Source organism: Stomatobaculum longum, from assembly GCA_000242235.1.
GTDB classification, from domain to species: domain Bacteria; phylum Bacillota; class Clostridia; order Lachnospirales; family Lachnospiraceae; genus Moryella; species Moryella longum.
In genome coordinates this window covers 1-23,640 of record JH590862.1, presented here as the reverse complement: position 1 = coordinate 23,640, position 23,640 = coordinate 1, and the positions used below count along the sequence as shown (strand labels likewise).

Sequence of the window (23,640 nt, the reverse complement as noted above, 5' to 3'; positions counted from 1 at the left end):
ATGGATGCCGAAAAGATAATACAGGATTTGAACCGACGTTTTACGGCTCCTCTGCCGGAGTTTTATAAGCGTCGTGTCATCTTCTGGTATGACGAAGACAGGGAGTTTGAAAATCAGATTGACGAGATCTCGCTAAATGATGCAAAGCTCGTAAAGCTTAACGGTTCTAACTGTTTTGCAATCAAAAAGTTGTTGCTCATGGATGATACAGCGAGTAATTACCTGGTCTATTGTCCGGTTTCTTTTGAGCATCCGGAGGATAACTGGCTTCTTAATATCGAGCTGTACAGCGGAGAGCCGTTCCGAGCGGATTTGAATACGATTTGGGTGGATGAGATGGGACTCCCCGCCTCGCAGATGTTCCGCAAGCAGGTCAAGCAGTATCACAAGTTCTTTAATTCCAAGGATCGCCGCACAAAGGTTGCAGCTATGGCTGGTAGCATAAGCATGTCAGCACAGATGCATCTGGCAGTGATGGCAGTCATCTGTGGCGTAAAGGATATTAGTCCGAACAGTATCATTCGCGCCGTCCTGAAAGTTGGACTGGATGTTGAAAATAACGCCATCTATCGGGGAATTGTGAACTATGGAGCACAGGCGGCTTTTTGGGCGTTGATCGCACAGGCCACCGGGTATAAGAACACTGAAGAACAGAACCTTGCTCAGCTTGCAACGCATATCCTTCTGACTGCGGCTACGCGTACCTTGCGCCGAGAGTATCTGAACGGCTTGGATAGCTTTATCTCCACGCCACATCAGTCTTTTTGCTATGACTTTGTTTCCGATTGGCTACATTCTGACGATTTGCATGACCTGTATAAAGTCGCACGCATCGTGGAAACGGAGGCTCGGCTCTATCAGCGTTTCAGCAAGTTGAGTGTTGAGGATCTGCGAGATACAGAGTGCTTCCCGTGCATCAATGAAGTGATTCTCACCAAGATGATGACGGAAATCAAAGACCAAATCATTCAGGTGGATGTGATTGCGCAGACAGTGGAAAAACGCCGAACAATGGTCTGGTATGCTTTCATGTCCAGCTATTACGAGGGACTCCTGCAAATCGCGAAGATGCAGGCGTTCTTCTTGGAACATTCGGCGGGCTTCCATACCGCAAAAGCGAAGGACATCTGGAAGGAATATACCACCGATTATTATCGGATGGATAGCTATTACCGTGCGTTCCATCTGTGTTTTCAGCGCAGTTTGAAAGTATCTAACGATCTGCTGGATGACCTCTTTAAGCATGTGGTGGAGAAGGTCGAGGCGCTGTATTCCGGATGGTATCTGAACGGTCTCGGCAGCAACTGGTCAGATATTGCGGCCGAAGAGCTGAAGAAGCACGGATACATTGAAGAAGTGAATCGACATACGGCGTTTTATCTGAGCAACATTCAGCACTGCGATACTCGTGTGTTTGTGATTATCTCGGATGCCCTGCGCTATGAGGTGGCAGCATCCCTGTCTGAACAGCTCCGCCGTGAGACGCAGAGTAAGGTAACGCTTGACAGTATGTGCGGAATCTTCCCGACGATTACGCCTTATGGCATGGCGGCACTTTTGCCGCATAAAAAGCTGTCTGTGCAGGCAAGACCGAATGGCGGCCTTGCGGTGCTGGCAGACGGTCAGTCTACGGAGAGCACGAACCGCGGCAAGTTGCTGAGAGCGGCGAATCCGGCCAGTGTGGCACTGCAATACCGCAATATCATCGGACTGAAACGTGCAGACCGACAGGCGCTCATAAAGGGCATGGAGGTCGTATATATCTATCATGACAAGATTGATGAGGCGTCCCATACCTCGGATAGCTCTGTGTTCCCTGCTTGCGATGAGGCAATCGAGGAAATCAAGAATCTTGTACGAATCATTGTCAATGAATTTAGCGGAACACGCATTCTGATTACCGCTGACCATGGATTCCTCTATACATATAGTCCTCTCACGGAAGACGATAAGGTGTCCAAGAACAGCTGGAACGGTAAGGAAGTAGATTACGGCAGACGCTATGCCATCATGGAGAAGGATGCACAACCGGAATATCTGATGCCGGTTCAGTTCCTGGATGGCAGGACGGATTACGCGGCGTTTGCGCCTCGTGAAAATGTCCGCATCAAGATGAACGGCGGCGGGCTGAATTTTGTCCATGGCGGTATCAGCTTGCAGGAAATGGTCGTTCCGCTGATTGACTATCATTATATTCGCACGGACAGCAGGGAGTATCAGAGAAACCGCGCCAAGATTGATACGAAGCCGGTCGAGGTGAGTTTGCTTTCGGCAAACCGCAAGATCAGTAACATGATTTTCTCTCTTAACTTCTATCAGAAAGATGCTGTGGGAGACAATCGTGAAAAGGCAAATTATTTGCTGTACTTTGCTGATTCCGCCGGTAAGGTGGTAAGCGATACTGCGCGCATCATCGCGGATAAAACAAGCGATACTGCGCAGGAGCGAACGTTCCGCTGTACCTTTAATCTGAAATCACTGTCCTTTGACAACAAGGAGATCTATTACCTTGTGATTACAGATGAAAGCGGATTGCAGCTACCGCAACGCGAGGAATTCCAGATTGATATTGCTTCCGAGGTCGATGAATTCAAGTTCTTCTAAAAGGCTACGAGCCTAGGAAGCGATACATTCGCATTGTCGCTTGGCCACAAAGATAAGCGGGAGACGCACTCAGAGCCTCCCGCCTTTTAAAATGGTACTTTCTTGTGGCATATGTCAGTGTCTTTTACCCCTTTTCCTTAAGTCTCGCCTCTATCGTCTCGTTCACAATGCGGAGCGCCTGAATTCGCGCGAAGTATTTGTCGTTTCCGGCAAGCACATGCCAGGGCGCGTTTTCGGTCGAGGTGTAACGGAACATGTCGTTGACGGCAGTCTCGTAGCGCGGCCATTTCTCGCGGTTTCTCCAGTCCTCGGCGGTGATTTTCCACTGTTTTTCGGGGGTGCGCTCTCTGGCGCGGAAGCGCTTTAACTGTTCCTCCTTGCTGATATGAATCCAGAATTTCACCAGCAGAGCGCCGCTTTGCTGCAGATAGGCCTCAAAGACGTTGATTTCCCCGTAGGCGCGCCTCCAGTCCGCCTCGCTGCAGAAGCCCTCAATCCGCTCGACGAGGACGCGACCGTACCAGGTGCGGTCAAAAATCGCAATGTGGCCGCTCTTCGGAAGCCGCTCGTAGAAGCGCCAGAGGAAGTGACGTTTTTTCTCTTCTGGTGTCGGGCTCGCAATCGGGAGCGCCGCGTAGCCGCGGGCGTCGAGCGGTGAGGAGAGACGCTTAATGCAGCCGCCCTTTCCCGCGGCGTCCCAGCCCTCAAAACCGACAATCATCGGGATGCGTCTGGTATAGAGAAGATTCTGATTTTTGGCGAGCCGCGCGGTCTCTGCTTTCAGGCATTTTTTGTACTCCTCCCGCGTGAGCGTTTGACTTAAGTCGATGTCGGAGAGGCAGAGCGCTGCATCGGCAGTGTCCTCGTTCGGCAGCGTAATAGTCTGTGGCGGGGTGGGGCGGTTCAGTCGTTCGGAGATGGCATCGATCACGGTGCGGAACACCTGCACGGTCGCGGCGCGGCGGTCCGTGCCGGAGACCAGGGTCCAGGGCGTTTCGGCGGTCGTGGTCTCGGCAAGCATGCGGTCAAAGGCAGCATAATAGTCGTCGTAGTGCTTTACCTGCTTCCGGTCGGATTTCACGACGCGGAAGGCAGTCTCCGGGTTTTCGGCGAGCGTTTCAAGGCGAGCTTTCATCTCCCGCTTTGAGATGTGGAGGAAAAATTTGAGAATCAGATAGCCGTTGTCCGTGAGTGTTTTTTCAAAGCGGCGGATGTCGGCGAGCCGGGTTTCCACGGTGTGCGCGGGGAGTTTGTCCGCAATCGCGCGGACCGAGACCTCCTGATACCAAGAGCGGTCCATGATCGAGAATTTGCCCGCCTCCGGAATGGTGTGCCAGTGGCGGCAGAGGTAAGGATAGCGCTGTTCGAGTTCGGTCGGCGGCTGGGTGTTCACGACGGTGAACCAGCGCGGATCGAGATTTTTGATGAGCTGCCCGATCATCTGCCCCTTGCCGGCGGCGGACCAGCCCTCAAAAATCAGAATGACCGGGAGATTTGCGGCGCGGAGCGGTGCATCCAGCGCGGCGAGTCTCGCTTTCAGGGCGGGCATCACAGCCTGATAGTCTTCCTTGGCAAGTTTCTGTTTCAGATTCACTTGTTCGAGCATTGCGATTTCCTCCTTTTCTACAGGCAGTGTAGCACAGATTCCGGCGCTGTCCATCGGCTTGCGCGTTTTTCGTAACTCCGTTACAATGTGGGGCATATCATAAGAGGGAGTATCCGGATGAAAGAAATCATATTTTCGCTTGCGCCGATGGAGGGCATCACGGGCTATGTCTATCGGAATGCGCTCGCCGCGTGCTACGGCGGCGTCGCGCGGTTTTATTCGCCGTTTATCTCGCCGGGACACGCGGGTGCCGGTATCACGAAGCGGGACCGGCGCGACATTCTGCCGGAGAACAATACAGGGTTACACCTGATTCCGCAGCTCTTAACGAACAACGCGGAGGATTTCCTTTTTGCGGCGGGGATTCTGCGGGATTACGGCTATACCGAGCTCAATCTGAACCTCGGCTGTCCGTCGGGCACGGTCACGGCGAAGAAGAAGGGCTCCGGCTTTTTGTCGGAACGCGAGGCGCTCCGGCGGTTTTTTGAGTGCGTCTTTGAGAAGCTCCCGTCCGACATGAAGCTCGGCGTCAAGACCCGGCTCGGCGTAAAAGATCCGGCGGAGTTTCCGGCGATTCTCGAAATCTACAACGACTTCCCGCTCTCCGAGCTCATTGTCCACCCGCGCGTGCAGAAGGAGTTTTACCGGGGGACGGTCCATCTCGATGCGTTCGCGCTCGCGGCAGACGGCACAACGATGCCGCTCGGCTATAACGGCGATCTCATCGACGAAGCGGATATTGACCGCATACGGGAGCGTTTCCCTTCGGTCTCCCACATCATGCTCGGGCGGGGACTCCTCCGGGATCCGATGCTTGCGGCGCGCTATCTGAGACGCCTGCGCGGTGAAGAAATGCCGTGCGAAGAGGAAGAGAAGCGGCAGCGCCGTGCTTTTCATGCGGCGCTTCTCGACGGCTACGGAAAGAGTTTCCTCTATGAAAATGCGACGCTCTGCCGCATGAAGGAGGTTTGGGACTATCTTGGACTTGCCTTTCCGGAACACGAGAGAGCGGTGCGGGAACTCAAAAAGAGTAAGACCCTCAGTGAATACGAAGTTCGGGCGGAGCAGCTGCTCACGCTTTAAGCGAAAAAAGACCGGAAGGGTTAAATTCGAAAAGATTCAATTTTGAAAAGACGCAATTCGGTAGAGAAAGAATTGAAACAGCATAAAGGGATTGAAACGGCGTAAATTCGTCAGATGAAAGACAAAAAAATCCGCAGACAGTTCGGTTGTCTGCGGATTTTTTGTCTATGCCGCGGGCTTAGATGCGGATACAAGTCCGAAAACGCCTGCGGGTTCGGCGCTTTACAGCAGGGTGATGTTGTGGGCCGCGCAGGTATCGATCATCTCCTCGGGCCAGATGCTCGCCTGGACTTCGCCGATGTGCGCTCTGCCGAGTAAGAGCATGCAGAGGCGGCTCTGGCCGATGCCGCCGCCGATGGTATAGGGTAGTTCGCCGTTTAAGAGCGCCTTGTGGTAGGGGAGGACGCGGCGGTTCTCGCAGTGCGTGAGCTTTAACTGCGCGTCAAGGCTCTCCGGCGAGACGCGGATACCCATGCTCGAGAGCTCGAGTGCACACTGCAGGGGCTCAAACCAGAAGAGAATGTCGCCGTTTAAGTTCCAGTCGTCGTAGTCCGGCGCGCGGAGGTCGTGGGGCTCGCCGTTAGAGAGCGCGCCGCCGATGCGCTCCACAAAGACAGCGCCACACTCACGCGCAATCGCATTTTCGCGCTCCTTCGGGGTGAGCGTCGGGTAGCGCTTCAGAAGTTCTTCTGCGTCGATGAAGGTGATTTCCCGCGGGAGGCGGTAGCAGGCGTCCGGGTACTTGTACCAGACTTCATGCTGCATGTGCTTGATAATCGTGAAGATGCGCTGCACGGTGTCCTCGAGCACTTCGATGCTTCTGTCCTCTTTGCGAATCACGCGCTCCCAGTCCCACTGGTCCACATAGCAGGAGTGGAGGTTATCCGGTTCTTCATCGCGGCGGATGGCGTTCATGTTTGTGTAGAGCCCCTCGCCCGGCTTGAAGCCGTAGCGCTTTAAGGCAAGGCGCTTCCACTTGGCGAGCGACTGCACCACTTCGATGTTCTCGCCCGGCAGAGAGAGCAGGTCAAAATTGACCGGGCGCTCCACGCCGTTTAGATTGTCGTTTAAGCCGCTTTTTTCGGTCACGAAGAGCGGTGCGGAGACGCGCTCCAGGTTCATCTGTCGACCGAACTCTTTCTGGAACAGGTCGCGGATAAATTTGATTGCCTCCTGGGTCTCACGGACCGAGAGCACAGGATCGTAGTGCTCCGGAATGACGAGTGCCATACCTTGCCTCCAATCTGAAAGAAACAACAACATGAAAAAATTTCGTATCAGCATAGCACTTTGCACTGCGGTGTGCAAGGTTTTTTGTTGTCATAGCTTCTCAAAAGACGCTTCGAATGTTAAAATAGAGTATAAAATTTTTATGAAGACGGAGGGTAGGCAAGGGCAGAGAGATGGAACGGAAACAAAAGAAGATACTGGGTGGCGCCGCGGCAGCACTTTGCGTCTGTTATCTGGCCGGGGCCGCTTTTTTTGCGGGTCATACTTACCCGAATTCGACAGTGGACGGAAAGGATGCCTCGCTGATTTCCTATACGAGAGCGCAGGAACTGATTACGGCGGCGGCGACCGAGGGCTCGCTCGGCATACGCGTCAAGGATCTGAGCTATTCTCTGCACCGGAAGGATGTGCTCGGGGTCGAGAGCCGGGATAACTGGAAGGAAGCGCTGAAAGACGGCTCCTCGTTCGCGTGGCCGGTCGCGATTTTTCAGCGGCATGAGCTTCTGAGCAAGAGAACTGTCGATGTGCACCGCGATGCGGTCGAGAAACTTCTCGAGGAGCAGGGGCTCTTTGAGGTCTCGATTCCGGCGCAGGATGCCAAACTCTCCGACTATACGGCGGATGCCGGCTATTCCGTTTTGTCGGCGGAGACCGGCTGGAGCGCGAGCAAAGAGGACATTCTGAATGCCGTGGTCGAGGCGCTGCAGAGCGACCAGAGCGAGCTTGACCTCACCGACACCTTTGCGGTGCAGCCCGCGGTGACCGCGGACAATGCCACCCTGGCCGAAAAGGCAGCCGCGCGAAACGCGCTGGTCAATCACGACTTCACCTTCTTCATCGGGCAGGCAACGGTACAGCTGGACAGCGAGACGCTGAACAGCTGGCTCCGCGAGACCCGGGACGGCACGACAGGCCTTGACTATGCGGCGCTCGAAGACTATGTGAACGGACTGCAGGGACAGTTTGAGCCGCAGCTCGCGGCACTTTCCGCGGAACACGGCGGCGAGAACTATGTCGTGGACAGCGAACGTATGATGCAAATTCTCTGCGCAAAGCTCGGCATCAACCGCCCGGCGCGGGAGAGCGAGGCGCAAAAGGCGGCGCGGCTTGCGGCCAATGCAAAGAAGCTGAAAGCCGCAAAGCGCGCGGCGCGGCGCGAGAAGGACAAGGCGAAGGCCGAGCAGCTCCTAAAGGAGGCCGAGGCGCAGCAGACCCAGGCGCCGGAGTACATCGCGACGCTGAAATCCGAGGAAGACAGAGCGGCGGATGCCGCGAGTCCGGTGCTGACAGCTTCTCTCCGGGACGGCATTTTCATCGAGAATCCGGATCCGGATCCGGCGCCCGCCCAGGCTGCGGCGGGCGCGGAGGCGACGGCTGCGGAGAGCCAAACCGCCGCAGAGACGGTTCAGACCGAGAGCGTCAACGGCGATACGATTGCGGTCGGCGCGGCGCCGGTCGAGACCGAGACGGTCGAGAGCCTCACTGCCGAGGGCAACAGCGGCGATGAGAGCGAGGGCGGCAGCGCGGTGAAGGAGACGCCGAAGTCTCTGAACGGTGAGATTGTGATGGCGAAGGACGATCTCTTTGTCCCGGTGCTCGCGGCCGATCCCGAGTTCCAACTGGGACACGGCCTGAACTATATCGACATCAGCATCGAGAAACAGCGCGTGATTCTCTTTGAAAACGGCAGGAAGGTGATGGAGAGCGCCTGCGTGACCGGCCTTCCGACCCGGGAGAGAGCCACGCACTACGGTAACTTCCGCATCGCTTACAAGCAGCGGAATCGGATTCTTCGCGGGTCCCAGAATCTCTATGCGGCGTTTGTGAGCTACTGGATGCCGTTTGACGGCGGCATCGGGCTGCACGATGCGAGCTGGCGCGGCAAGTTCGGCGGCAACATCTATCAGTCGAACGGCAGCCACGGCTGCATTAACCTCCCGTCGGCCTTTGCAAAACAGCTCTACGAGCGAATTACGGTCGGCATGCCGGTCTATGTGCACTGAGACTGACTTGACAGCCTGCGTGCGGGTGACTAAAATCAAAACAGAAAACGAGACGGGGTGCTGTGTGCAGCTGAGACCGGAGGACCGGAACCCGAAAACCTGATTTGGGTAATGCCAACGTAGGAATCTCATGAAAGGACAGAGATGCCATCGGGCAGTTCTGTCCTTTTTTGTATGGACAGCTTGAGGAGAAACAATGACAGCATTGGAATTTTCGGAAGTGAGTTTTCGCTATGCCGGGAGCAGCGGCCCTTTGTTACTGGACAGGCTCTCGTTTCGGGTGGAAGCGGGGGAATTTGTCTCGATTCTCGGGCCGAGCGGCGCGGGCAAGAGCAGCCTGTTTCGCCTGATGAACGGGCTTCTCTTGCCCGAGTCCGGCAGCATCCTGGCGGAGGGTGTGCCGATTGCGGAGAAGAGGCGCTACTGCGGGTACATGCCGCAACAGGACCTTTTGTTTCCGTGGCGGACTGTCGCGGACAATGTCGGGCTGCCGCTGGAACTCGGCGAGAAGTCGCTCGACCGGGAGACCCGGCGGGCGAAGGCCGAGGCTGTACTGGAAGCGGTGGGGCTTCAAGGCTGGGCGGACAAGAGCCCGCTCTCGCTCTCCGGCGGTATGCGGCAGCGGGCGGCGTTCGCGCGGACCTTGCTGACCGGCGCAAAACTTCTTCTCTTAGATGAGCCCTTTTCGGCGCTCGACTATATGACCCGGCTCTCGATGCGGGAGTGGCTCCTCGAGAGGTGGCGGCAGGAGAAGCGGACCATTCTGTTTGTGACACACGATGTCGAGGAGGCTATCTTTCTCTCGGAGCGCATTCTGGTCATCACATCGCGGCCAGTGCGGTCGCTTAGAGAATTTCGCGTGCCGCTCTCTTATCCGCGTAGCGTGGAGAGTCTCGGACAGGCGGCGGCGCTCGACTTAAAGCGGGAACTGATACAACTTCTCGCGCGGGAGATGACGGCATGAACAGAAAGACGATACGGAGGCAGTTGCCTTCCCTTTTGCTGACGGCTCTGTTTTTACTCGCCTGGGAACTGCTTGCGCGGCGCATGAACGCGGCCTATATTTTGCCGTCGCCGACACAGATCTTGCGCCGCATCTATGAGCTCCGGAAGCCGCTCCTCTTGGTACACCTTCCGGCGACTATGGCGGTCGTCGCCGTTTCGTTGCTGCTCTCGCTGCTGCTCGGAATTTTTCTCGCGATTCTCATGGATCAGAGTAAAACGGCGGAGCGGGCGCTCTACCCGCTTCTTGTCGCCTCACAGACCATTCCGACCACGGCGCTCGCGCCGCTCTTTGTGCTCTGGCTCGGCTACGGTATCTGGAGCAAGGTGCTCGCGGCCGTGCTCATGACCTTTTTCCCGATTGCGGTCACGCTCTCGGACGGTTTTCGCGCGATTCCGCCGGAGATGACAGAACTCATGCAGACGCTCGGTGCGACGCGGTGGCAGCTCTTTTGGAAGTTAAAGCTCCCGGCTGTGCTGCCTTCCTTTTTTACGGCAATTCGTATGGCAATACCGCTCTCGGTCATCGGTGCGGCCATCGGCGAGTGGCTCGGCGCCCAGGCGGGGCTCGGCTATTTCTCCCGCCGCATGATGACACAGCTCGACGGCGCGGGCGTTTTTGCGCCGATTGTGCTCTTAAGTGTCGCGGCAATGCTGCTCACGGCACTTGCGCGGCAGATAGAGACGAGAGCGCTCAGGTTTCGAAATCATCAAGACAGCGACAGAGAAGAGACAAGGAGGAGAGATTCATGAAGAAACGGTTTGGCGGACAGATTTGGCGGCGCATAGCGGCTGCCGTGACCGGACTTGCGCTTTTGACGGCGCTCACAGCCTGCGGCGGCAAGCCCGAGAAACAGGCCAAGGGACAGGAGAAAGCGGAGGATGTGAACATTGTCCTCGACTGGTATCCGAATGCCGTGCACGCCTTTTTGTATGAGGCAATCGAGAAGGGCTACTTTGCCGAAGAAGGACTCAATGTCCATGTGCAGTTCCCCTCGAACGAGAACGATGCGATTTCGCTCGTCTCGGCGGGCAAGGCGGAATTCGGACTCTACTATCAGCAGGACATCATCCAGATGGTCGCGGATCAGGGCGTCAAGGTGAAGTCGCTCGGTGCGGTCTGCCAGAGCCCGCTGAACATTGTGCTCTCGCTGAAGGATAAAAATATTCTGAGTCCGAAGGACCTCGAGGGCAAGACCGTCGGCTATGCGGGGACGCCGCTCTCCGAGGCCATGATTTCGGTGCTCATGCGGAAGGTCGGCGCGGATACGAGCGCCCTCACCTTAAAGAATGTGGGCTTTGATCTCATGAGCTCCATGACCACAGGGCAGGTGGATGCGACCATAGGCTGTCTCGTGAACCACGAGGTGCCGCAGCTTGAGGAAGAGGGCTTTTCGCTCAACTACTTCTCGCCGACCGAGTACGGCGTTCCGAATTACTACGAGCTCTGCCTGATTACGAATGACAGCGTGCTGAAAGATAAGCCGGAGCTCGCGGAGAAATTTGTGCGCGCGGCAAAGAAGGGCTTTGCGGATTTCAAGGCAGACCCGGACGCGGCTGTGAAGCTGCTGCTCGAAAAGCAGAATGCCGAGAACTTCCCGCTCAGTGAGAATGTCGAGAAGAAGAGTGCGGCCGTGCTGCTGCCGAAGATGGAGAGCGACAGTGCGCCCTTCCTCTCGCAGACAGAGAGCTGCTGGCAGGAGAACATCGACTGGATGAAGCAGGAGGGCCTCATTCAGAGAGCGCCGGAACTTAAGGAACTGCTCCCGGCGGGGAGCGGAAACTGAGAGAACAGGGTAGCCGAAGGTGAGTGGGGCGGAAAAGTTGCCCGGAAGCAAAGAGAACACGAAACAAAAGAAGAGACCGCCCCGATCGGGACGGTCTCTTTTTTCGGGTTTGTCCGAGACAAGGCAATGCTGTAGGCCAAGGCGTAGAAAGCAAGGCAGTTTTCTGCGGATTGCATACAGTTTCTCTAATGGATTTCCGCTCGAGACACTTAAAAATGGACAGAATGTCGATGAATTGTCTATTTTGTAATCTTAAATAAAAAGATGTGCACAAACCAAAAAAGCTGAGTATAATAAAAGAGCGGCGGCAGGGTGTCGCTGCCAACCGATAAAGGAGGAGACAAATGGCAAAGAAACTGCTTGAGACTGTGCCGAATTACAGCGAAGGACGTGACATGGAGAAGGTGGCAAAAATTGCCGCGTGCTTCAAGAACAGAAAGAATGTCCGGCTTCTGGATTGCCAGACCGATGTGAACCACAATCGCTGCGTGATTACCGCAGTCGGCGAACCGGAAGCGCTCCGCGACGCAGTCATCGACTCGTTTGAAGTCGCTGTGCAGTTGATCGATATGACCAAGCACGAGGGACAGCATCCGCGTATGGGCGCTGTCGACGTGGTTCCCTTCATCCCCTGCCGCAATACAACCGTCGCAGAGGCGGATGCAATCGCAAAGGAAGTCGGAAAGGCAGTCGGCGAGAAGTTCGGCATTCCGGTCTTCTTATATGAGGATTCCGCAACCGCACCGCACAGAGCAAACCTCGCAAAGATCCGCAAGGGTCAGTTCGAGGGCATGGCAGAGAAGCTGCAGGACAAGGAGCTCTGGACCCCGGACTTCGGACCGGATCACATTCATCCGACCGCAGGTGTCGTCGCAATCGGCGCGAGAATGCCGCTCATTGCGTACAATGTGAACCTCGACACGGACAATATGGAAATCGCAAACCACATTGCGGACGCGGTCAAGAATATCCGCGGCGGCTACCACTTCATCAAGGCCATCGGCGTCGAGCTGAAGGATCACTACTCCGGCAAAGATACCGTGGCGCAGGTTTCGATGAACCTCGTGAACTACGAGAAGACAGCTATCTACCGCGCATTTGAGGCAGTCAAGATGGAGGCGCGCCGCTACGGCGTCAATGTCCTCGAGAGTGAGATTGTCGGTGTCGTGCCGATGCAGTCCCTGATTGACTGCGCGGAGTACTACCTGCAGGCTTGCATGTTCGGACCGATGAAGTTCGACGCGAAGAAGCAGATCATGGAGAACTGGCTTCTTGAGGATGAGGAGGAAGAGGCATGAGCGAAAAGCTGAAAGAAATGAGCGTCGCCGCGTTTGTGGATCTCACGGCTTCCGATGCCCCGGCGCCGGGCGGCGGTTCGGTCTCGGCACTTTTCGGATCCCTCTCCGCGGCGCTCACGGGCATGGTCGCGGGTCTGACCGTCGGCAAGAAGAAGTATGTCGAGGTTGAGGCAGAGATGCGCGAGGTCGCAGCGGCGGCCGAGGCACTGAAGAAGGAGCTGGTCGAGGAGATTGACCGCGACTCCGATTCCTTCAACGAGTTCATGGCGGCGATGGCGCTGCCGAAGAACACGGACGAAGAGAAGGCGGCACGGAAGGCCGCAATGCAGAACGGCTTAAAGTCCGCGGCCAAGGTTCCCTGCCATGTCGCGGAGACCGCGGCGCGCATTTTCCCGCTCGCTAAGACGGTGGTGGAGCGCGGCAATACGAATGCCGTGACCGACGGCCTCGTCGCGGCGATGGCGGCGAGAACCGCTGTGATCGGCGCGGGCCTCAATGTGAAGATTAATCTCGCCTCGATTGAGGATGAGGACTTTGTCGCCGAGTACAGCGCGCGCGTTGCGGCGCTTGAGGAGCAGGCGATTGCGGCGGAGCGCGAAATCTTTGCGCTCTCCGAGCTGACAAGAGAGATTTAAAACTGCGCGAACGAAAGGAGCGGAGTTGTGAGCATACAGATCCTGAATTCCACCCTCCAAATCGAGGCGGATGCGATTACGACCTTGGCGCTCGCGGCGCTCTTATTGCTTCTGGGAGCGGCGGTGAAAAACCGCGTCCGGATACTAAACCACTATTGCATTCCCGCACCGGTGGTGGGCGGTTTCCTCTTCATGTTTTTAACCTTCCTCGGCCATGTGACGGGGAGTTTCCAGGTGAGTTTCGACACCTACTTTCAGAGTCCGTTCATGCTGGCGTTCTTCACGACAGTCGGACTCTCGGCGAGTTTTTCGCTCTTAAAGCGCGGCGGCGTCATGCTGGTGGTCTACTGGCTGATTTCGGGCGTGATTTCGGTCATTCAGAACGCAATCGGCATTGCGGTCGGAACGGCCATCGGCCTGCCCGCGCCCTATGCGCTGTTATCCAGTGCCATCTCGATGATAGGCGGTCACGGCGCTGCTGCGTCTTACGGGGCGCAGTTCACCGAGATGGGCTACGATCAGGCGATGCTGGTCGGCGCTGCGGCGGCAACCTTCGGTCTCATTACGGCGGTCATGATAGGCGGACCGCTCGGCAGTCAGCTGATTGTCCGGCATAAGCTGACGCCCGACAAGGCGGACAGCTTTCAGGGGAGCGATGTCTTTGAGGTCAACAAGAGCAGCGGCGAGGCGCGGAGCGCCCGTGTCATCATGGAAAACGTCACGGTGCTCTTAGTCTGCATGGCGGTCGGCGCGAAGGTTTCCGCGCTGATTGGTGCTGCCATCGGCATGTCGTTCCCGACCTATGTCGGCGCGATGTTTGTCGCGGTGCTTGTGCGAAACCTGAACGAGAAGCTACGGTTTTTCAGCTTTGATTATGCGCTGACAGACGGTATCGGCGAAGTGATGCTGTCGCTCTATCTCTCGATGGCGCTCATGAGCTTAAAGCTCTGGGAGCTCGCGGGATTAATCGGCGGCGTGTTGCTCGTGGTCTGCTGCCAGGTCATTTTCATGATTTTTGCGGCTTACTTCATTGTGTTCCGCCTGCTCGGCAGCAATTACGATGCGGCCGTGATGTGCGCGGGACTCTGCGGGCACGGACTCGGTGCCACACCTTCGGCGATTGTCAACATGACGGCAGTCACGGAGAAGTACGGCATGTCGCACCGCGCGTTTATGATTGTGCCGATTGTCGGCGCTTTCCTGGTGGACATCATCTACCAGCCGCAGACCATTGCATTTATACGCTTTTTTGTCCATAATGTTGCAGCAAAATAAACGGGACCCGCAGGGCGGGACGAAAGGAGAACGCGTATGAAAACAGATATTGAGATTGCGCAGGAGGCGCAGGCAGCCAGAATCGAAGACATTGCCCGCGCCGAGAGCATCGATGAAAAATATCTGGAGCAGTACGGCAAGGACAAGGCAAAGGTGAGCTATCAGCTCTTAAAGGACACCGAGGGTAAGCCGGACGGCAAGCTTGTGCTGGTCACGGCCATCACCCCGACGCCCGCGGGCGAGGGCAAGACGACGACTTCCGTCGGCCTTGCGGACGGCTTAAAGCGTCTCGGTAAGAGCGTTGCGGTCGCACTCCGCGAGCCCTCGCTCGGTCCGGTCTTCGGCGTGAAGGGCGGCGCTGCGGGCGGCGGCTATGCGCAGGTCGTGCCGATGGAGGAGATTAACCTTCACTTTACCGGCGACTTCCATGCAATCGGCGCAGCAAATAACCTCCTTGCGGCGTTGATCGACAACCATATTTTCCAGGGCAACGCGCTCCGCATCGATGACAAGCGCATCACCTGGAAGCGCGCGGTCGATATGAACGACCGTCAGCTCCGCAACATCATCGACGGTCTCGGCAAGAGAACCGACGGCCGCGTCCGCGAGGACGGCTTCGAGATCACGGTCGCAAGCGAGATCATGGCGGTCTTCTGCCTCGCGAAGGACTTAAAGGATCTGAAGGAGAGACTGGCGCGCATGATCATCGGCTACAACATGGATAATGAGCCGGTGACCGCGGGCGACCTGCACGCGGAGGGTGCGCTCACGGCGCTCTTAAAGGATGCGCTGAAGCCGAACCTCGTGCAGACCTTAGAGCACACGCCGGCCTTCATTCACGGCGGACCGTTCGCAAACATTGCGCACGGCTGCAACTCCGTGCTCGCGACCAGACTGGCACTTCGCCTGAACGACTACGCGGTCACGGAGGCGGGCTTCGGTGCCGATCTCGGCGCAGAGAAGTTCATTGATATCAAGTGCCGCATGACGGGTCTGCGCCCGGATTGTGCGGTCGTGGTCGCAACCGTGCGCGCATTGAAGCACCACGGCGGTGTCGACAAGGCAGAGCTCAATACGCCGAATGTCGAGGCACTGAAGAAGGGTCTTCCGAACCTTTTGCAGCATGTCGAGAACATGACGAAGGTCTTCGGCCTTCCGACCGTGGTTGCAATCAACCGCTTCCCGTTTGACTCCGAGGAGGAGCTGAACTGCATCGCGGACGAGTGCAAGAAGCTCGGCGTCAATGTCGTGCTCTCCGAAGTCTGGGCGAAGGGCGGCGAAGGCAGCGAGGCGCTCGCACGCGAGGTCATGCGTCTCTGCGAGGACAAGGCGGACAACCACTTCCGCTTTGCCTACGAGGACAGCGACAGCCTCGAGGAGAAACTCAACAAGATTGTGCGCGAAGTGTACCGCGGCGACGGCGTGGTGCTCACGGCCGAGGCAAAGAAGCAGGCGAAGCGCCTCGAGGAACTCGGCTTTGGGCACTATCCGGTCTGCATGGCAAAGACACAGTTCAGCTTCTCGGACAACAAGAATCTGACCGGTGCGCCGCGCGGCTTCAAGATTACGGTCCGCGAGGTCAAGGTCTCGGCGGGCGCGGGCTTCATTGTCGTGAAGACAGGTGACATCATGACCATGCCGGGTCTCCCGAAGGTACCGGCGGCAGAGCACATCGATGTCGATGAGAACGGAAAAATCACAGGTCTCTTCTGACGCGGAAGAAGCCCTGAAGTAAGACATGAACGGGCGGCGGACCGGCATTGCAACCGGGCTGCCGCCCGTTGGCGTCTCTTTACAAAACGAATGTTCTGTGCTATCCTTCCTGCAAGGGGGCGGCTATGAAGAGGAGCGGAACATACAGCACAAAGTCAAGACAGGAAATCATGAAATATCTGGAGGCCTCGGCGGGCAGAACCGTGAGCGCTTCGGATATTCTGGATCATCTGCAGGGCATTGGCCTGAATGTGAGCCCGACGACGGTATACCGCAATCTGGACCGCCTGTACGAGGAAAAGAAGATTCTCAAATATGTCGCGGAGAAGGGCGAGAAGGCTGTCTATCAGCTCGAAGTCGAGGGGCGGCACTGTGCGGACCACCTGCACTTAAAGTGTCTCGGCTGCGGCAAAATTATCCACATGGATTGTGACTTCATGGATGAGGTCAGAGAGCATTTGATGCGCGGTCACGGCTTTTCATTGCAATGCGAGGGCACGGTGCTCTACGGCTATTGCGAGGCGTGCCGGAAGAAAAAAGAAGGTTTACAATCCTCTTGAATTCCGGTATACTGATTTGTATGCAGGCGTGGTTCAATGGTAGAACACAAGCTTCCCAAGCTTGGGACGCGGGTTCGATTCCCGTCGCTTGCTGCATGGGACCGAAGGGAGACTTCGGTCTCTTTTTTTCGCCGTTTCCGCGGCGCTAAGGAGGAGAGATGGCAAAGACACAGTACAATGCGGACAGCATCACCGTGCTGGAGGGTCTCGAAGCGGTCAGAAAGCGTCCGGGCATGTACATCGGCGGCGTCGGGCAGAAGGCGCTGAACCACCTGATTTACGAGATCATGGACAATGCGATCGATGAACACCTCGCGGGCTACTGCAGCGAGATTCACATTGTCCTCGAGAAAGACGGTTCCTGTACCGTCCGGGACAACGGCCGTGGCATTCCGGTCGAGATGCATAGGAAAGGTGTCTCGGCGGAGCGCGTCGTCATGACGACCCTGCACGCGGGCGGAAAGTTCGATAACAGCGCCTATAAGACGAGCGGCGGTCTGCACGGCGTGGGCTCCTCGGTCGTGAACGCGCTCTCGAAAAAGATGCGGGTACGCATCAGCCGCGGCGGCGTGGTTTACGAGGACAGCTATTCGCGGGGCGAGCCGACCACGGCGCTGAAAAACGGGCTCCTGCCGATTGTCGGAAAGCAGGCGGAGAGCGGCACGGAAATTAACTTCCTGCCGGACCCGGAAATCTTTGAGAAGACGCATTTCCGTGCGGACTGGTTAAAGTCGAGACTCCACGAGACCGCTTACTTAAATCCCGGCATCACCATCTATTACGAGAACAAGCTCCCCGGCGAGGCGGAACAGGAAGTGTTCCGCGAGCCCGAGGGGCTCATTGCCTATGTCCGCGCGCTGAACGAGGGGCAGACAGCGGTCCACGAGCCGATTTACATCAAGGGGCGCTTCGAGGACATTGAACTTGAGTGCGCCATCCAGTTTGTGGATGCCTTTGAAGAGAAGCTGCTCGGCTTCTGCAACAGCATCTACACGGCCGAGGGCGGCACGCACTTACAGGGCTTTAAGACGCGCTTCACGCAGCTCATCAACACCTATGCGCGCGAGCTCGGCTTCTTAAAGGAGAAGGACGCGAACTTCACCGGCGCGGACACGCGAAACGGCATGACAGCGATTGTCGCCATCAAGCACCCGGATCCGATTTTCGAGGGACAGACCAAGACCAAGCTCGCGAGCGCGGATGCGACGAAGGCGGTCTCCACGATTGCGGGCGATGAGCTCACGCGCTACTTTGACCGCGACTTAGAGACGGTTCGCGCCATCATTGCCTGCGCCGAAAAGTCGGCAAAGATACGGCGGGCGGAGGAGAAGGCGAGAACCAACCTCCTGGCAAAGCCGCGCTTTTCATTTGACTCGAACGGAAAACTCGCGAACTGTGAGTCGCGGGATCCCGCGAAGTGTGAGATTTTCATTGTCGAGGGTGATTCCGCAGGCGGCTCCGCAAAGACCGCGCGAAACCGCATGTATCAGGCGATACTCCCGATACGCGGTAAAATTCTGAATGTCGAAAAGGCTTCGATTGACAAGGTACTTGCGAACGCGGAGATCAAGACCATGATCAACAGCTTCGGCTGCGGCTTTTCGGAAGGCTACGGCAACGACTTTGACATCACGAAGCTCCGCTATGACAAAATTATTCTGATGACGGATGCCGATGTCGACGGTAGCCACATCGACACCCTGCTCTTAACCTTCCTCTACCGCTTCATGCCGGAACTCATCTACGACGGTCATGTATACATTGCAATGCCGCCGCTCTATAAGGCAGTTCCGACGCGCGGCAAGGACAAGGACGGCGTCTACATTTACGACGACAAGGCGCTCGAAAAATTCAAGGCAAAGCACAAAGAGGGGAGCTTCACCCTGCAGCGCTACAAGGGTCTCGGCGAGATGAACCCGGAGCAGCTCTGGGAGACCACGCTGAACCCGGAACAGCGCATGTTAAAGCGGGTCGAGATCGAGGACGCGCGCCTCGCGAGCGAGGTTACGGCTCTCTTAATGGGCAGCAATGTGGGACCGCGGCGCGACTTCATCCACGACCACGCGGACGAAGCGGAAATCGACGCATAACGGCGAGAGAGGAATACCATGGCAGAGAAAATTCTTCGAACCGAATACTCGGAAGAGATGCAGAAGAGCTATCTCGACTACTCGATGAGTGTGATCACCGCCCGCGCGATTCCCGACGCGCGGGACGGTTTAAAGCCGGTGCAGCGGCGCGTGCTCTACGATATGAGCGAACTGCACTTAAGTCACGACAAGCCGCACCGGAAGTCGGCGCGTATTGTCGGTGATACGATGGGTAAATATCACCCGCACGGTGACAGCTCAATCTACGAGACCCTGGTCGTGATGAGCCAGCCCTTTAAGCGCGGCATGCCGCTGGTCGACGGTCACGGCAACTTCGGCTCAATCGAGGGCGACGGCGCTGCGGCCATGCGTTACACCGAGGCGAAGCTGCAGAAGTTTGCGGAGGAAGTCTATCTCCGCGACCTCGATAAGACCGTCCGCTTTGTCTCGAACTACGACGAGACCGAGAAAGAGCCGGAGGTTTTGCCGGTGCGCATTCCGAACCTCCTCGTGAACGGCGCGGAGGGCATAGCGGTCGGCATGTCGACCTCGATTCCGCCGCATAACCTGGGGGAGGTCTGCGACGCCTGCATCGCCTACATCAAAAATCCGGAGCTTAAATACGAGAAGTTGCTCGGCCTCTTAAAGGGACCGGATTTTCCGACCGGCGGCATTGTCGCCAATCAGAGCGAGCTCCCGCTGATTTACAGGACCGGTGTCGGCAAAATCAAGCTGCGCGGTCGCATTGAGGTGGAGCTCGGGCAGAAGCGGAGCGACCGCGACAAGCTGGTCATCACCGAGATTCCCTATACCATGGTCGGCGCGGGCATCGATAAATTTCTAACGGATGTGGCGGCACTTGTGGAGAGCAAAAAGCTCTCGGAGGTCGTCGATATCTCGAACCAGAGTTCCAAGGAGGGCGTCCGCATTGTCCTGGAACTTCGCCGCGACGCAGATCTGGAGCGCGTCAAGAACATGCTCTATAAGAAGACCAAGCTCGAGGACAGCTTCGGTGTCAACATGCTCGCGATTGCGGACGGCAGACCGGAGACACTCGACCTAAAGGGCATTTTAAAGCACTACCTCGCGTTTCAGTATGAGAACGCCGAGAAGAAGTATGCGACATTGCTCGAAAAGGAGCGCTTAAAGCAGGAGGTGCAGGAGGGACTGATCGCCGCCTGCGATTGCATCGACTTGATCATTGCGATACTCCGCGGTGCCAAGAAACTGGAGGACGCGAAGGCCTGCCTCACGGCGGGCGATGCGAGCCGCATCTATTTCAAGGACCCGAGTTTTCTCCGCGACGCGACGAAGCTTCATTTCACGGAGCGCCAGGCACAGGCAATTCTGGACATGCGTCTCTATAAGCTGATCGGTCTCGAGATTCTGGCGCTTGAAAAAGAGCACGCGGAGACCTTGAAGAAGATTGAGACCTACGAGGGGTATCTTTCGAGCCGTGCGAAGCTTGACAAGCTTCTCATCAAAGATCTCGAGGCAATCAAAAAAGAGTATGCCGTGCCGCGCCGCACCGCACTCGAGAACAGCAAGGAGGCTGTGGTCGAAGAGAAAGCACCGGAGGATGAGCAGGTCATCTTCCTCCTGGATCGCTTCGGTTATGCAAAACTTCTGGATGTTGCGAGCTATGAGAAGAATCGGGAGCAGATCGAAAGCGAGTACCGCGCGGTTATCCCGATTATGACGAGCGGCAGGATACAGCTCTATACCAGTGCGGGAGTTCTGCATCAGGTCAAGGTGCGCGAGCTCCCGGCCGGCAAGTTAAAGGACAAGGGCGTGCCGATTGACAATGTGAGTCGCTTCGACGGGCGAAAGGAAGAAATTCTGCTGGTCGCGGCTGCGGGGAGTCTCCGCGCGACCACGCTGTTCTTTGTGAGCCGCGAGGGCTATGTAAAACTCGTTGACGGCGCGGAATTCGAGACCGCGAATAAGACTGTGGTTGCGACCAAACTCGGCGATACGGACAGCCTCGTGGCAGTTCTCGCGCTCGGCAAAGGTCGGCAGGATGCACTGCTTCTCAGTGAGGGGGATTTTGCGCTCCGTTTTAACGTCGAAGAAGCGCCGCGAATGAAGAAGAACGCGCGCGGCGTGCGCGGTATGCGCCTCGGCGACAGCGACTTTGTGCAGCGAGCACTGCTGCTGCCGCCCATGGAGGAGTTTGTCTTTAACGGGAAGAAGGTCAATCCGGAGAAGATACGGCACAGCCACCGGGATACAAAGGGTGAAAAACTGAAATAAGGCTTCGGTGCAGAGAGAAGGAAGAAGAGAAAAGAGAGCCGGGACGGGGAAGCCCTGCCCGGCTTTTATGTTACGGCGCAGCCACCGGGATACGAAAGGTGAAAACGGAAATAAGATTTAGGTGTAGCCTGCTCGGCTTTCATGTTACGGAGCGGCCACCGGGATACGAAGGGTGAAAAACTGAAATAAGACTTCGGTGCAGAGAGAAGGAAGAAGATCGGAGATAGCCGGGTAGGGGGGCCCTCCCGGCCTCTCTTTCTTTCCGCCGATGAGATCGCGGGATAGAACAAATCGGTGCGCTGGGCAGAATTATCGGAACGGAATAATCGGTTCACATAATAGATGCGGGCAAGAAAAGCGCAGGCTGAATTATGGCTGCGGCGATATCCGTACGCTCAAAAAGACGGACGGGGAAATGCGATTTTACGATTTTCAAAAATAAAAATGAAAAAGTTTGGAAAAACGCTTGACGCTCGGTTACAGGGGTGGTATAGTACACAAGCTTGCTCGTGAGGGCGAGCCAAGAACCTTGAAAATCAAAGATCAGACAGTACAAACAACCCTGAAATCTCTGTGAAAACAGAGGGCTCGCGGACATCTTTCGAATGTGTCCGTGAGCTTCCAAAAGAATTTCAAAAAAGAACCAAACCAAGTAATAACGGGTAAAATAACTGAGAAAGACCAACGTTATTTTGACCGGAACGAACAAACTTAAATTTGAGAGTTCGATCCTGGCTCAGGATGAACGCTGGCGGCGTGCTTAACACATGCAAGTCGAACGAGAAATGGAGATGGAAACCTTCGGGCGGAAGCCTTCATTTCGAGTGGCGGACGGGTGAGTAACGCGTGGGTAACCTGCCTCATACAGGGGGATAACAGCTGGAAACGACTGTTAATACCGCATAAGACCACAGCACCGCATGGTGCAGGGGTAAAAACTCCGGTGGTATGAGATGGACCCGCGTTCGATTAGCCAGTTGGCGGGGTAACGGCCCACCAAAGCGACGATCGATAGCCGATCTGAGAGGATGACCGGCCACATTGGGACTGAGACACGGCCCAAACTCCTACGGGAGGCAGCAGTGGGGAATATTGCACAATGGGGGAAACCCTGATGCAGCGACGCCGCGTGAGTGAAGAAGTATTTCGGTATGTAAAGCTCTATCAGCAGGGAAGAAAATGACGGTACCTGAGTAAGAAGCCCCGGCTAACTACGTGCCAGCAGCCGCGGTAATACGTAGGGGGCAAGCGTTATCCGGATTTACTGGGTGTAAAGGGAGCGCAGACGGCTCTGCAAGTCTGAAGTGAAAGCCCGCGGCTTAACCGCGGGACTGCTTTGGAAACTGCAAGGCTTGAGTATCGGAGGGGCAGGCGGAATTCCTAGTGTAGCGGTGAAATGCGTAGATATTAGGAAGAACACCGGTGGCGAAGGCGGCCTGCTGGACGAAAACTGACGTTGAGGCTCGAAGGCGTGGGGAGCAAACAGGATTAGATACCCTGGTAGTCCACGCGGTAAACGATGAATACTAGGTGTTGGTGCCCGAAGGGCATCGGTGCCGTCGCAAACGCAATAAGTATTCCACCTGGGGAGTACGTTCGCAAGAATGAAACTCAAAGGAATTGACGGGGACCCGCACAAGCAGTGGAGCATGTGGTTTAATTCGAAGCAACGCGAAGAACCTTACCAAATCTTGACATCCTTCTGACCGCACCGTAATGGGTGCTTTCCTTCGGGACAGGAGTGACAGGTGGTGCATGGTTGTCGTCAGCTCGTGTCGTGAGATGTTGGGTTAAGTCCCGCAACGAGCGCAACCCCTATTGCCGGTAGCCAGCAGGTAAAGCTGGGCACTCCGGCGAGACTGCCCGGGATAACCGGGAGGAAGGTGGGGATGACGTCAAATCATCATGCCCCTTATGATTTGGGCAACACACGTGCTACAATGGCGTTAACAAAGAGAAGCGAGAACGCGAGTTTAAGCAAAGCTCAAAAATAACGTCTCAGTTCGGACTGCAGTCTGCAACTCGACTGCACGAAGCTGGAATTGCTAGTAATCGCGAATCAGCATGTCGCGGTGAATACGTTCCCGGGTCTTGTACACACCGCCCGTCACACCATGGGAGTCAGCAACGCCCGAAGTCAGTGACCCAACCTTAGGGAGGGAGCTGCCGAAGGCGGGGCGGATAACTGGGGTGAAGTCGTAACAAGGTAGCCGTATCGGAAGGTGCGGCTGGATCACCTCCTTTCTAAGGAAAGAGTAAGGGTTGTTTGTGCTGTCTGGTTTTTGATTAATGGTTCACCGGATTTCCGGTGTCGATGCGTCTTCTTGAAACACCCGTTCCCATCCCGAACACGACGGTTAAGAGGAAGACGGCCGAAGGTACTATGCTGGTAACGGTATGGGAGAATAGGCGGGCGCCGGATTATTATGGGGGTGTAGCTCAGTTGGGAGAGCACCTGCCTTGCAAGCAGGGGGTCAAGAGTTCGAATCTCTCCATCTCCA

Annotated in this window: 15 protein-coding genes, 2 tRNA genes, 2 rRNA genes and 1 riboswitch; of the genes, 17 read left to right on the top strand and 2 right to left on the bottom strand. The window is 56.3% G+C overall.

The features are described 5' to 3' along the window. A complete protein-coding gene (gene pglZ / locus HMPREF9623_RS03045) occupies nt 1-2,604 on the top strand; it encodes a BREX-1 system phosphatase PglZ type A (protein WP_009532420.1) in 2,604 nt (867 codons plus the stop codon). Nucleotides 2,605-2,728: 124 nt separating this feature from the next. On the opposite strand, the gene pap is transcribed toward pglZ, so the two are convergent. Then, nucleotides 2,729-4,210 (bottom strand): polyphosphate:AMP phosphotransferase, encoded by a 1,482-nt coding sequence (gene pap / locus HMPREF9623_RS03040; protein WP_009532419.1) that lies wholly within the window; start codon nt 4,208-4,210, stop codon nt 2,729-2,731. 117 nt (nt 4,211-4,327) lie between these two features. On the opposite strand from pap, the gene HMPREF9623_RS03035 reads away from it, so the two are divergent. After that, nucleotides 4,328-5,293 (top strand): tRNA dihydrouridine synthase, encoded by a 966-nt coding sequence (locus HMPREF9623_RS03035; protein WP_009532418.1) that lies wholly within the window; start codon nt 4,328-4,330, stop codon nt 5,291-5,293. 222 nt (nt 5,294-5,515) lie between these two features. Here the strand turns inward: HMPREF9623_RS03035 and asnA are convergent, their stop codons facing one another. Further along, complete coding sequence (gene asnA / locus HMPREF9623_RS03030; RefSeq protein ID WP_009532417.1) at nt 5,516-6,523, bottom strand: aspartate--ammonia ligase; 1,008 nt, start codon at nt 6,521-6,523, stop codon at nt 5,516-5,518. A 173-nt stretch (nt 6,524-6,696) separates the two neighbouring features. On the opposite strand from asnA, the gene HMPREF9623_RS10800 reads away from it, so the two are divergent. The 15 genes from HMPREF9623_RS10800 (at nt 6,697) to HMPREF9623_RS02950 (ending at nt 23,640) form a co-directional block, all read left to right on the top strand. Further along, nucleotides 6,697-8,526 carry a L,D-transpeptidase gene (locus tag HMPREF9623_RS10800; RefSeq protein WP_009532416.1) on the top strand — a complete coding sequence of 610 codons (1,830 nt, stop codon included), beginning with the start codon at nt 6,697-6,699 and terminating at the stop codon, nt 8,524-8,526. A 43-nt stretch (nt 8,527-8,569) separates the two neighbouring features. After that, nucleotides 8,570-8,669: riboswitch (TPP riboswitch) on the top strand. 53 nt (nt 8,670-8,722) lie between these two features. Further along, complete coding sequence (locus tag HMPREF9623_RS03020) at nt 8,723-9,490, top strand: ABC transporter ATP-binding protein (protein WP_009532415.1); 768 nt, start codon at nt 8,723-8,725, stop codon at nt 9,488-9,490. Next, nucleotides 9,487-10,281, top strand: a complete 795-nt coding sequence (locus HMPREF9623_RS03015) for an ABC transporter permease (protein WP_009532414.1) — start codon at nt 9,487-9,489, stop codon at nt 10,279-10,281. The genes HMPREF9623_RS03020 and HMPREF9623_RS03015 overlap by 4 nt, the downstream gene beginning before the upstream one ends. Beyond that, complete coding sequence (locus HMPREF9623_RS03010; protein WP_009532413.1) at nt 10,278-11,315, top strand: ABC transporter substrate-binding protein; 1,038 nt, start codon at nt 10,278-10,280, stop codon at nt 11,313-11,315. Before HMPREF9623_RS03015 ends, HMPREF9623_RS03010 begins: the two co-directional genes overlap by 4 nt. A 344-nt stretch (nt 11,316-11,659) precedes the next feature. Beyond that, nucleotides 11,660-12,613, top strand: a complete 954-nt coding sequence (ftcD, locus tag HMPREF9623_RS03005) for a glutamate formimidoyltransferase (protein WP_009532412.1) — start codon at nt 11,660-11,662, stop codon at nt 12,611-12,613. Then, complete coding sequence (locus tag HMPREF9623_RS03000; RefSeq protein ID WP_009532411.1) at nt 12,610-13,248, top strand: cyclodeaminase/cyclohydrolase family protein; 639 nt, start codon at nt 12,610-12,612, stop codon at nt 13,246-13,248. The genes ftcD and HMPREF9623_RS03000 overlap by 4 nt, the downstream gene beginning before the upstream one ends. A gap of 27 nt (nt 13,249-13,275) precedes the next feature. Beyond that, nucleotides 13,276-14,523, top strand: a complete 1,248-nt coding sequence (gltS, locus tag HMPREF9623_RS02995) for a sodium/glutamate symporter (protein ID WP_009532410.1) — start codon at nt 13,276-13,278, stop codon at nt 14,521-14,523. Nucleotides 14,524-14,559: 36 nt separating this feature from the next. Next, nucleotides 14,560-16,236: a formate--tetrahydrofolate ligase gene (locus HMPREF9623_RS02990; protein WP_009532409.1), complete on the top strand. Its 1,677-nt coding sequence runs from the start codon at nt 14,560-14,562 to the stop codon at nt 16,234-16,236. Between the two features lie 125 nt (nt 16,237-16,361). Next, nucleotides 16,362-16,796 (top strand): Fur family transcriptional regulator, encoded by a 435-nt coding sequence (locus tag HMPREF9623_RS02985; protein ID WP_009532408.1) that lies wholly within the window; start codon nt 16,362-16,364, stop codon nt 16,794-16,796. Between the two features lie 22 nt (nt 16,797-16,818). Continuing rightward, nucleotides 16,819-16,889, top strand: a tRNA-Gly gene (locus tag HMPREF9623_RS02980). A gap of 65 nt (nt 16,890-16,954) precedes the next feature. After that, nucleotides 16,955-18,886, top strand: coding sequence for a DNA gyrase/topoisomerase IV subunit B (locus HMPREF9623_RS02975; RefSeq protein ID WP_009532407.1), 1,932 nt, complete (start codon nt 16,955-16,957; stop codon nt 18,884-18,886). Between the two features lie 18 nt (nt 18,887-18,904). Further along, nucleotides 18,905-21,139 carry a DNA gyrase/topoisomerase IV subunit A gene (locus HMPREF9623_RS02970; protein WP_009532406.1) on the top strand — a complete coding sequence of 745 codons (2,235 nt, stop codon included), beginning with the start codon at nt 18,905-18,907 and terminating at the stop codon, nt 21,137-21,139. A gap of 713 nt (nt 21,140-21,852) precedes the next feature. After that, nucleotides 21,853-23,383 (top strand): 16S ribosomal RNA (locus tag HMPREF9623_RS02960). 60 nt (nt 23,384-23,443) lie between these two features. Then, nucleotides 23,444-23,561: ribosomal RNA gene (gene rrf, locus HMPREF9623_RS02955) — 5S ribosomal RNA — on the top strand. Nucleotides 23,562-23,567: 6 nt separating this feature from the next. Continuing rightward, nucleotides 23,568-23,640 (top strand) — tRNA-Ala (locus tag HMPREF9623_RS02950).

Bases quoted from the DNA above. Each gene is read 5' to 3' on its own strand.
- HMPREF9623_RS02970 (WP_009532406.1), top strand. From the start codon at position 18,905: ATGGCAGAGAAAATTCTTCGAACCGAATACTCGGAAGAGATGCAGAAG.
- HMPREF9623_RS03015 (WP_009532414.1), top strand. From the start codon at position 9,487: ATGAACAGAAAGACGATACGGAGGCAGTTGCCTTCCCTTTTGCTGACG.
- HMPREF9623_RS10800 (WP_009532416.1), top strand. From the start codon at position 6,697: ATGGAACGGAAACAAAAGAAGATACTGGGTGGCGCCGCGGCAGCACTT.
- HMPREF9623_RS03035 (WP_009532418.1), top strand. From the start codon at position 4,328: ATGAAAGAAATCATATTTTCGCTTGCGCCGATGGAGGGCATCACGGGC.
- HMPREF9623_RS02990 (WP_009532409.1), top strand. From the start codon at position 14,560: ATGAAAACAGATATTGAGATTGCGCAGGAGGCGCAGGCAGCCAGAATC.
- HMPREF9623_RS02975 (WP_009532407.1), top strand. From the start codon at position 16,955: ATGGCAAAGACACAGTACAATGCGGACAGCATCACCGTGCTGGAGGGT.
- ftcD (WP_009532412.1), top strand. From the start codon at position 11,660: ATGGCAAAGAAACTGCTTGAGACTGTGCCGAATTACAGCGAAGGACGT.
- HMPREF9623_RS02985 (WP_009532408.1), top strand. From the start codon at position 16,362: ATGAAGAGGAGCGGAACATACAGCACAAAGTCAAGACAGGAAATCATG.
- pglZ (WP_009532420.1), top strand. From the start codon at position 1: ATGGATGCCGAAAAGATAATACAGGATTTGAACCGACGTTTTACGGCT.
- HMPREF9623_RS03000 (WP_009532411.1), top strand. From the start codon at position 12,610: ATGAGCGAAAAGCTGAAAGAAATGAGCGTCGCCGCGTTTGTGGATCTC.
- HMPREF9623_RS03020 (WP_009532415.1), top strand. From the start codon at position 8,723: ATGACAGCATTGGAATTTTCGGAAGTGAGTTTTCGCTATGCCGGGAGC.
- pap (WP_009532419.1), bottom strand. From the start codon at position 4,210: ATGCTCGAACAAGTGAATCTGAAACAGAAACTTGCCAAGGAAGACTAT.
- HMPREF9623_RS03010 (WP_009532413.1), top strand. From the start codon at position 10,278: ATGAAGAAACGGTTTGGCGGACAGATTTGGCGGCGCATAGCGGCTGCC.
- asnA (WP_009532417.1), bottom strand. From the start codon at position 6,523: ATGGCACTCGTCATTCCGGAGCACTACGATCCTGTGCTCTCGGTCCGT.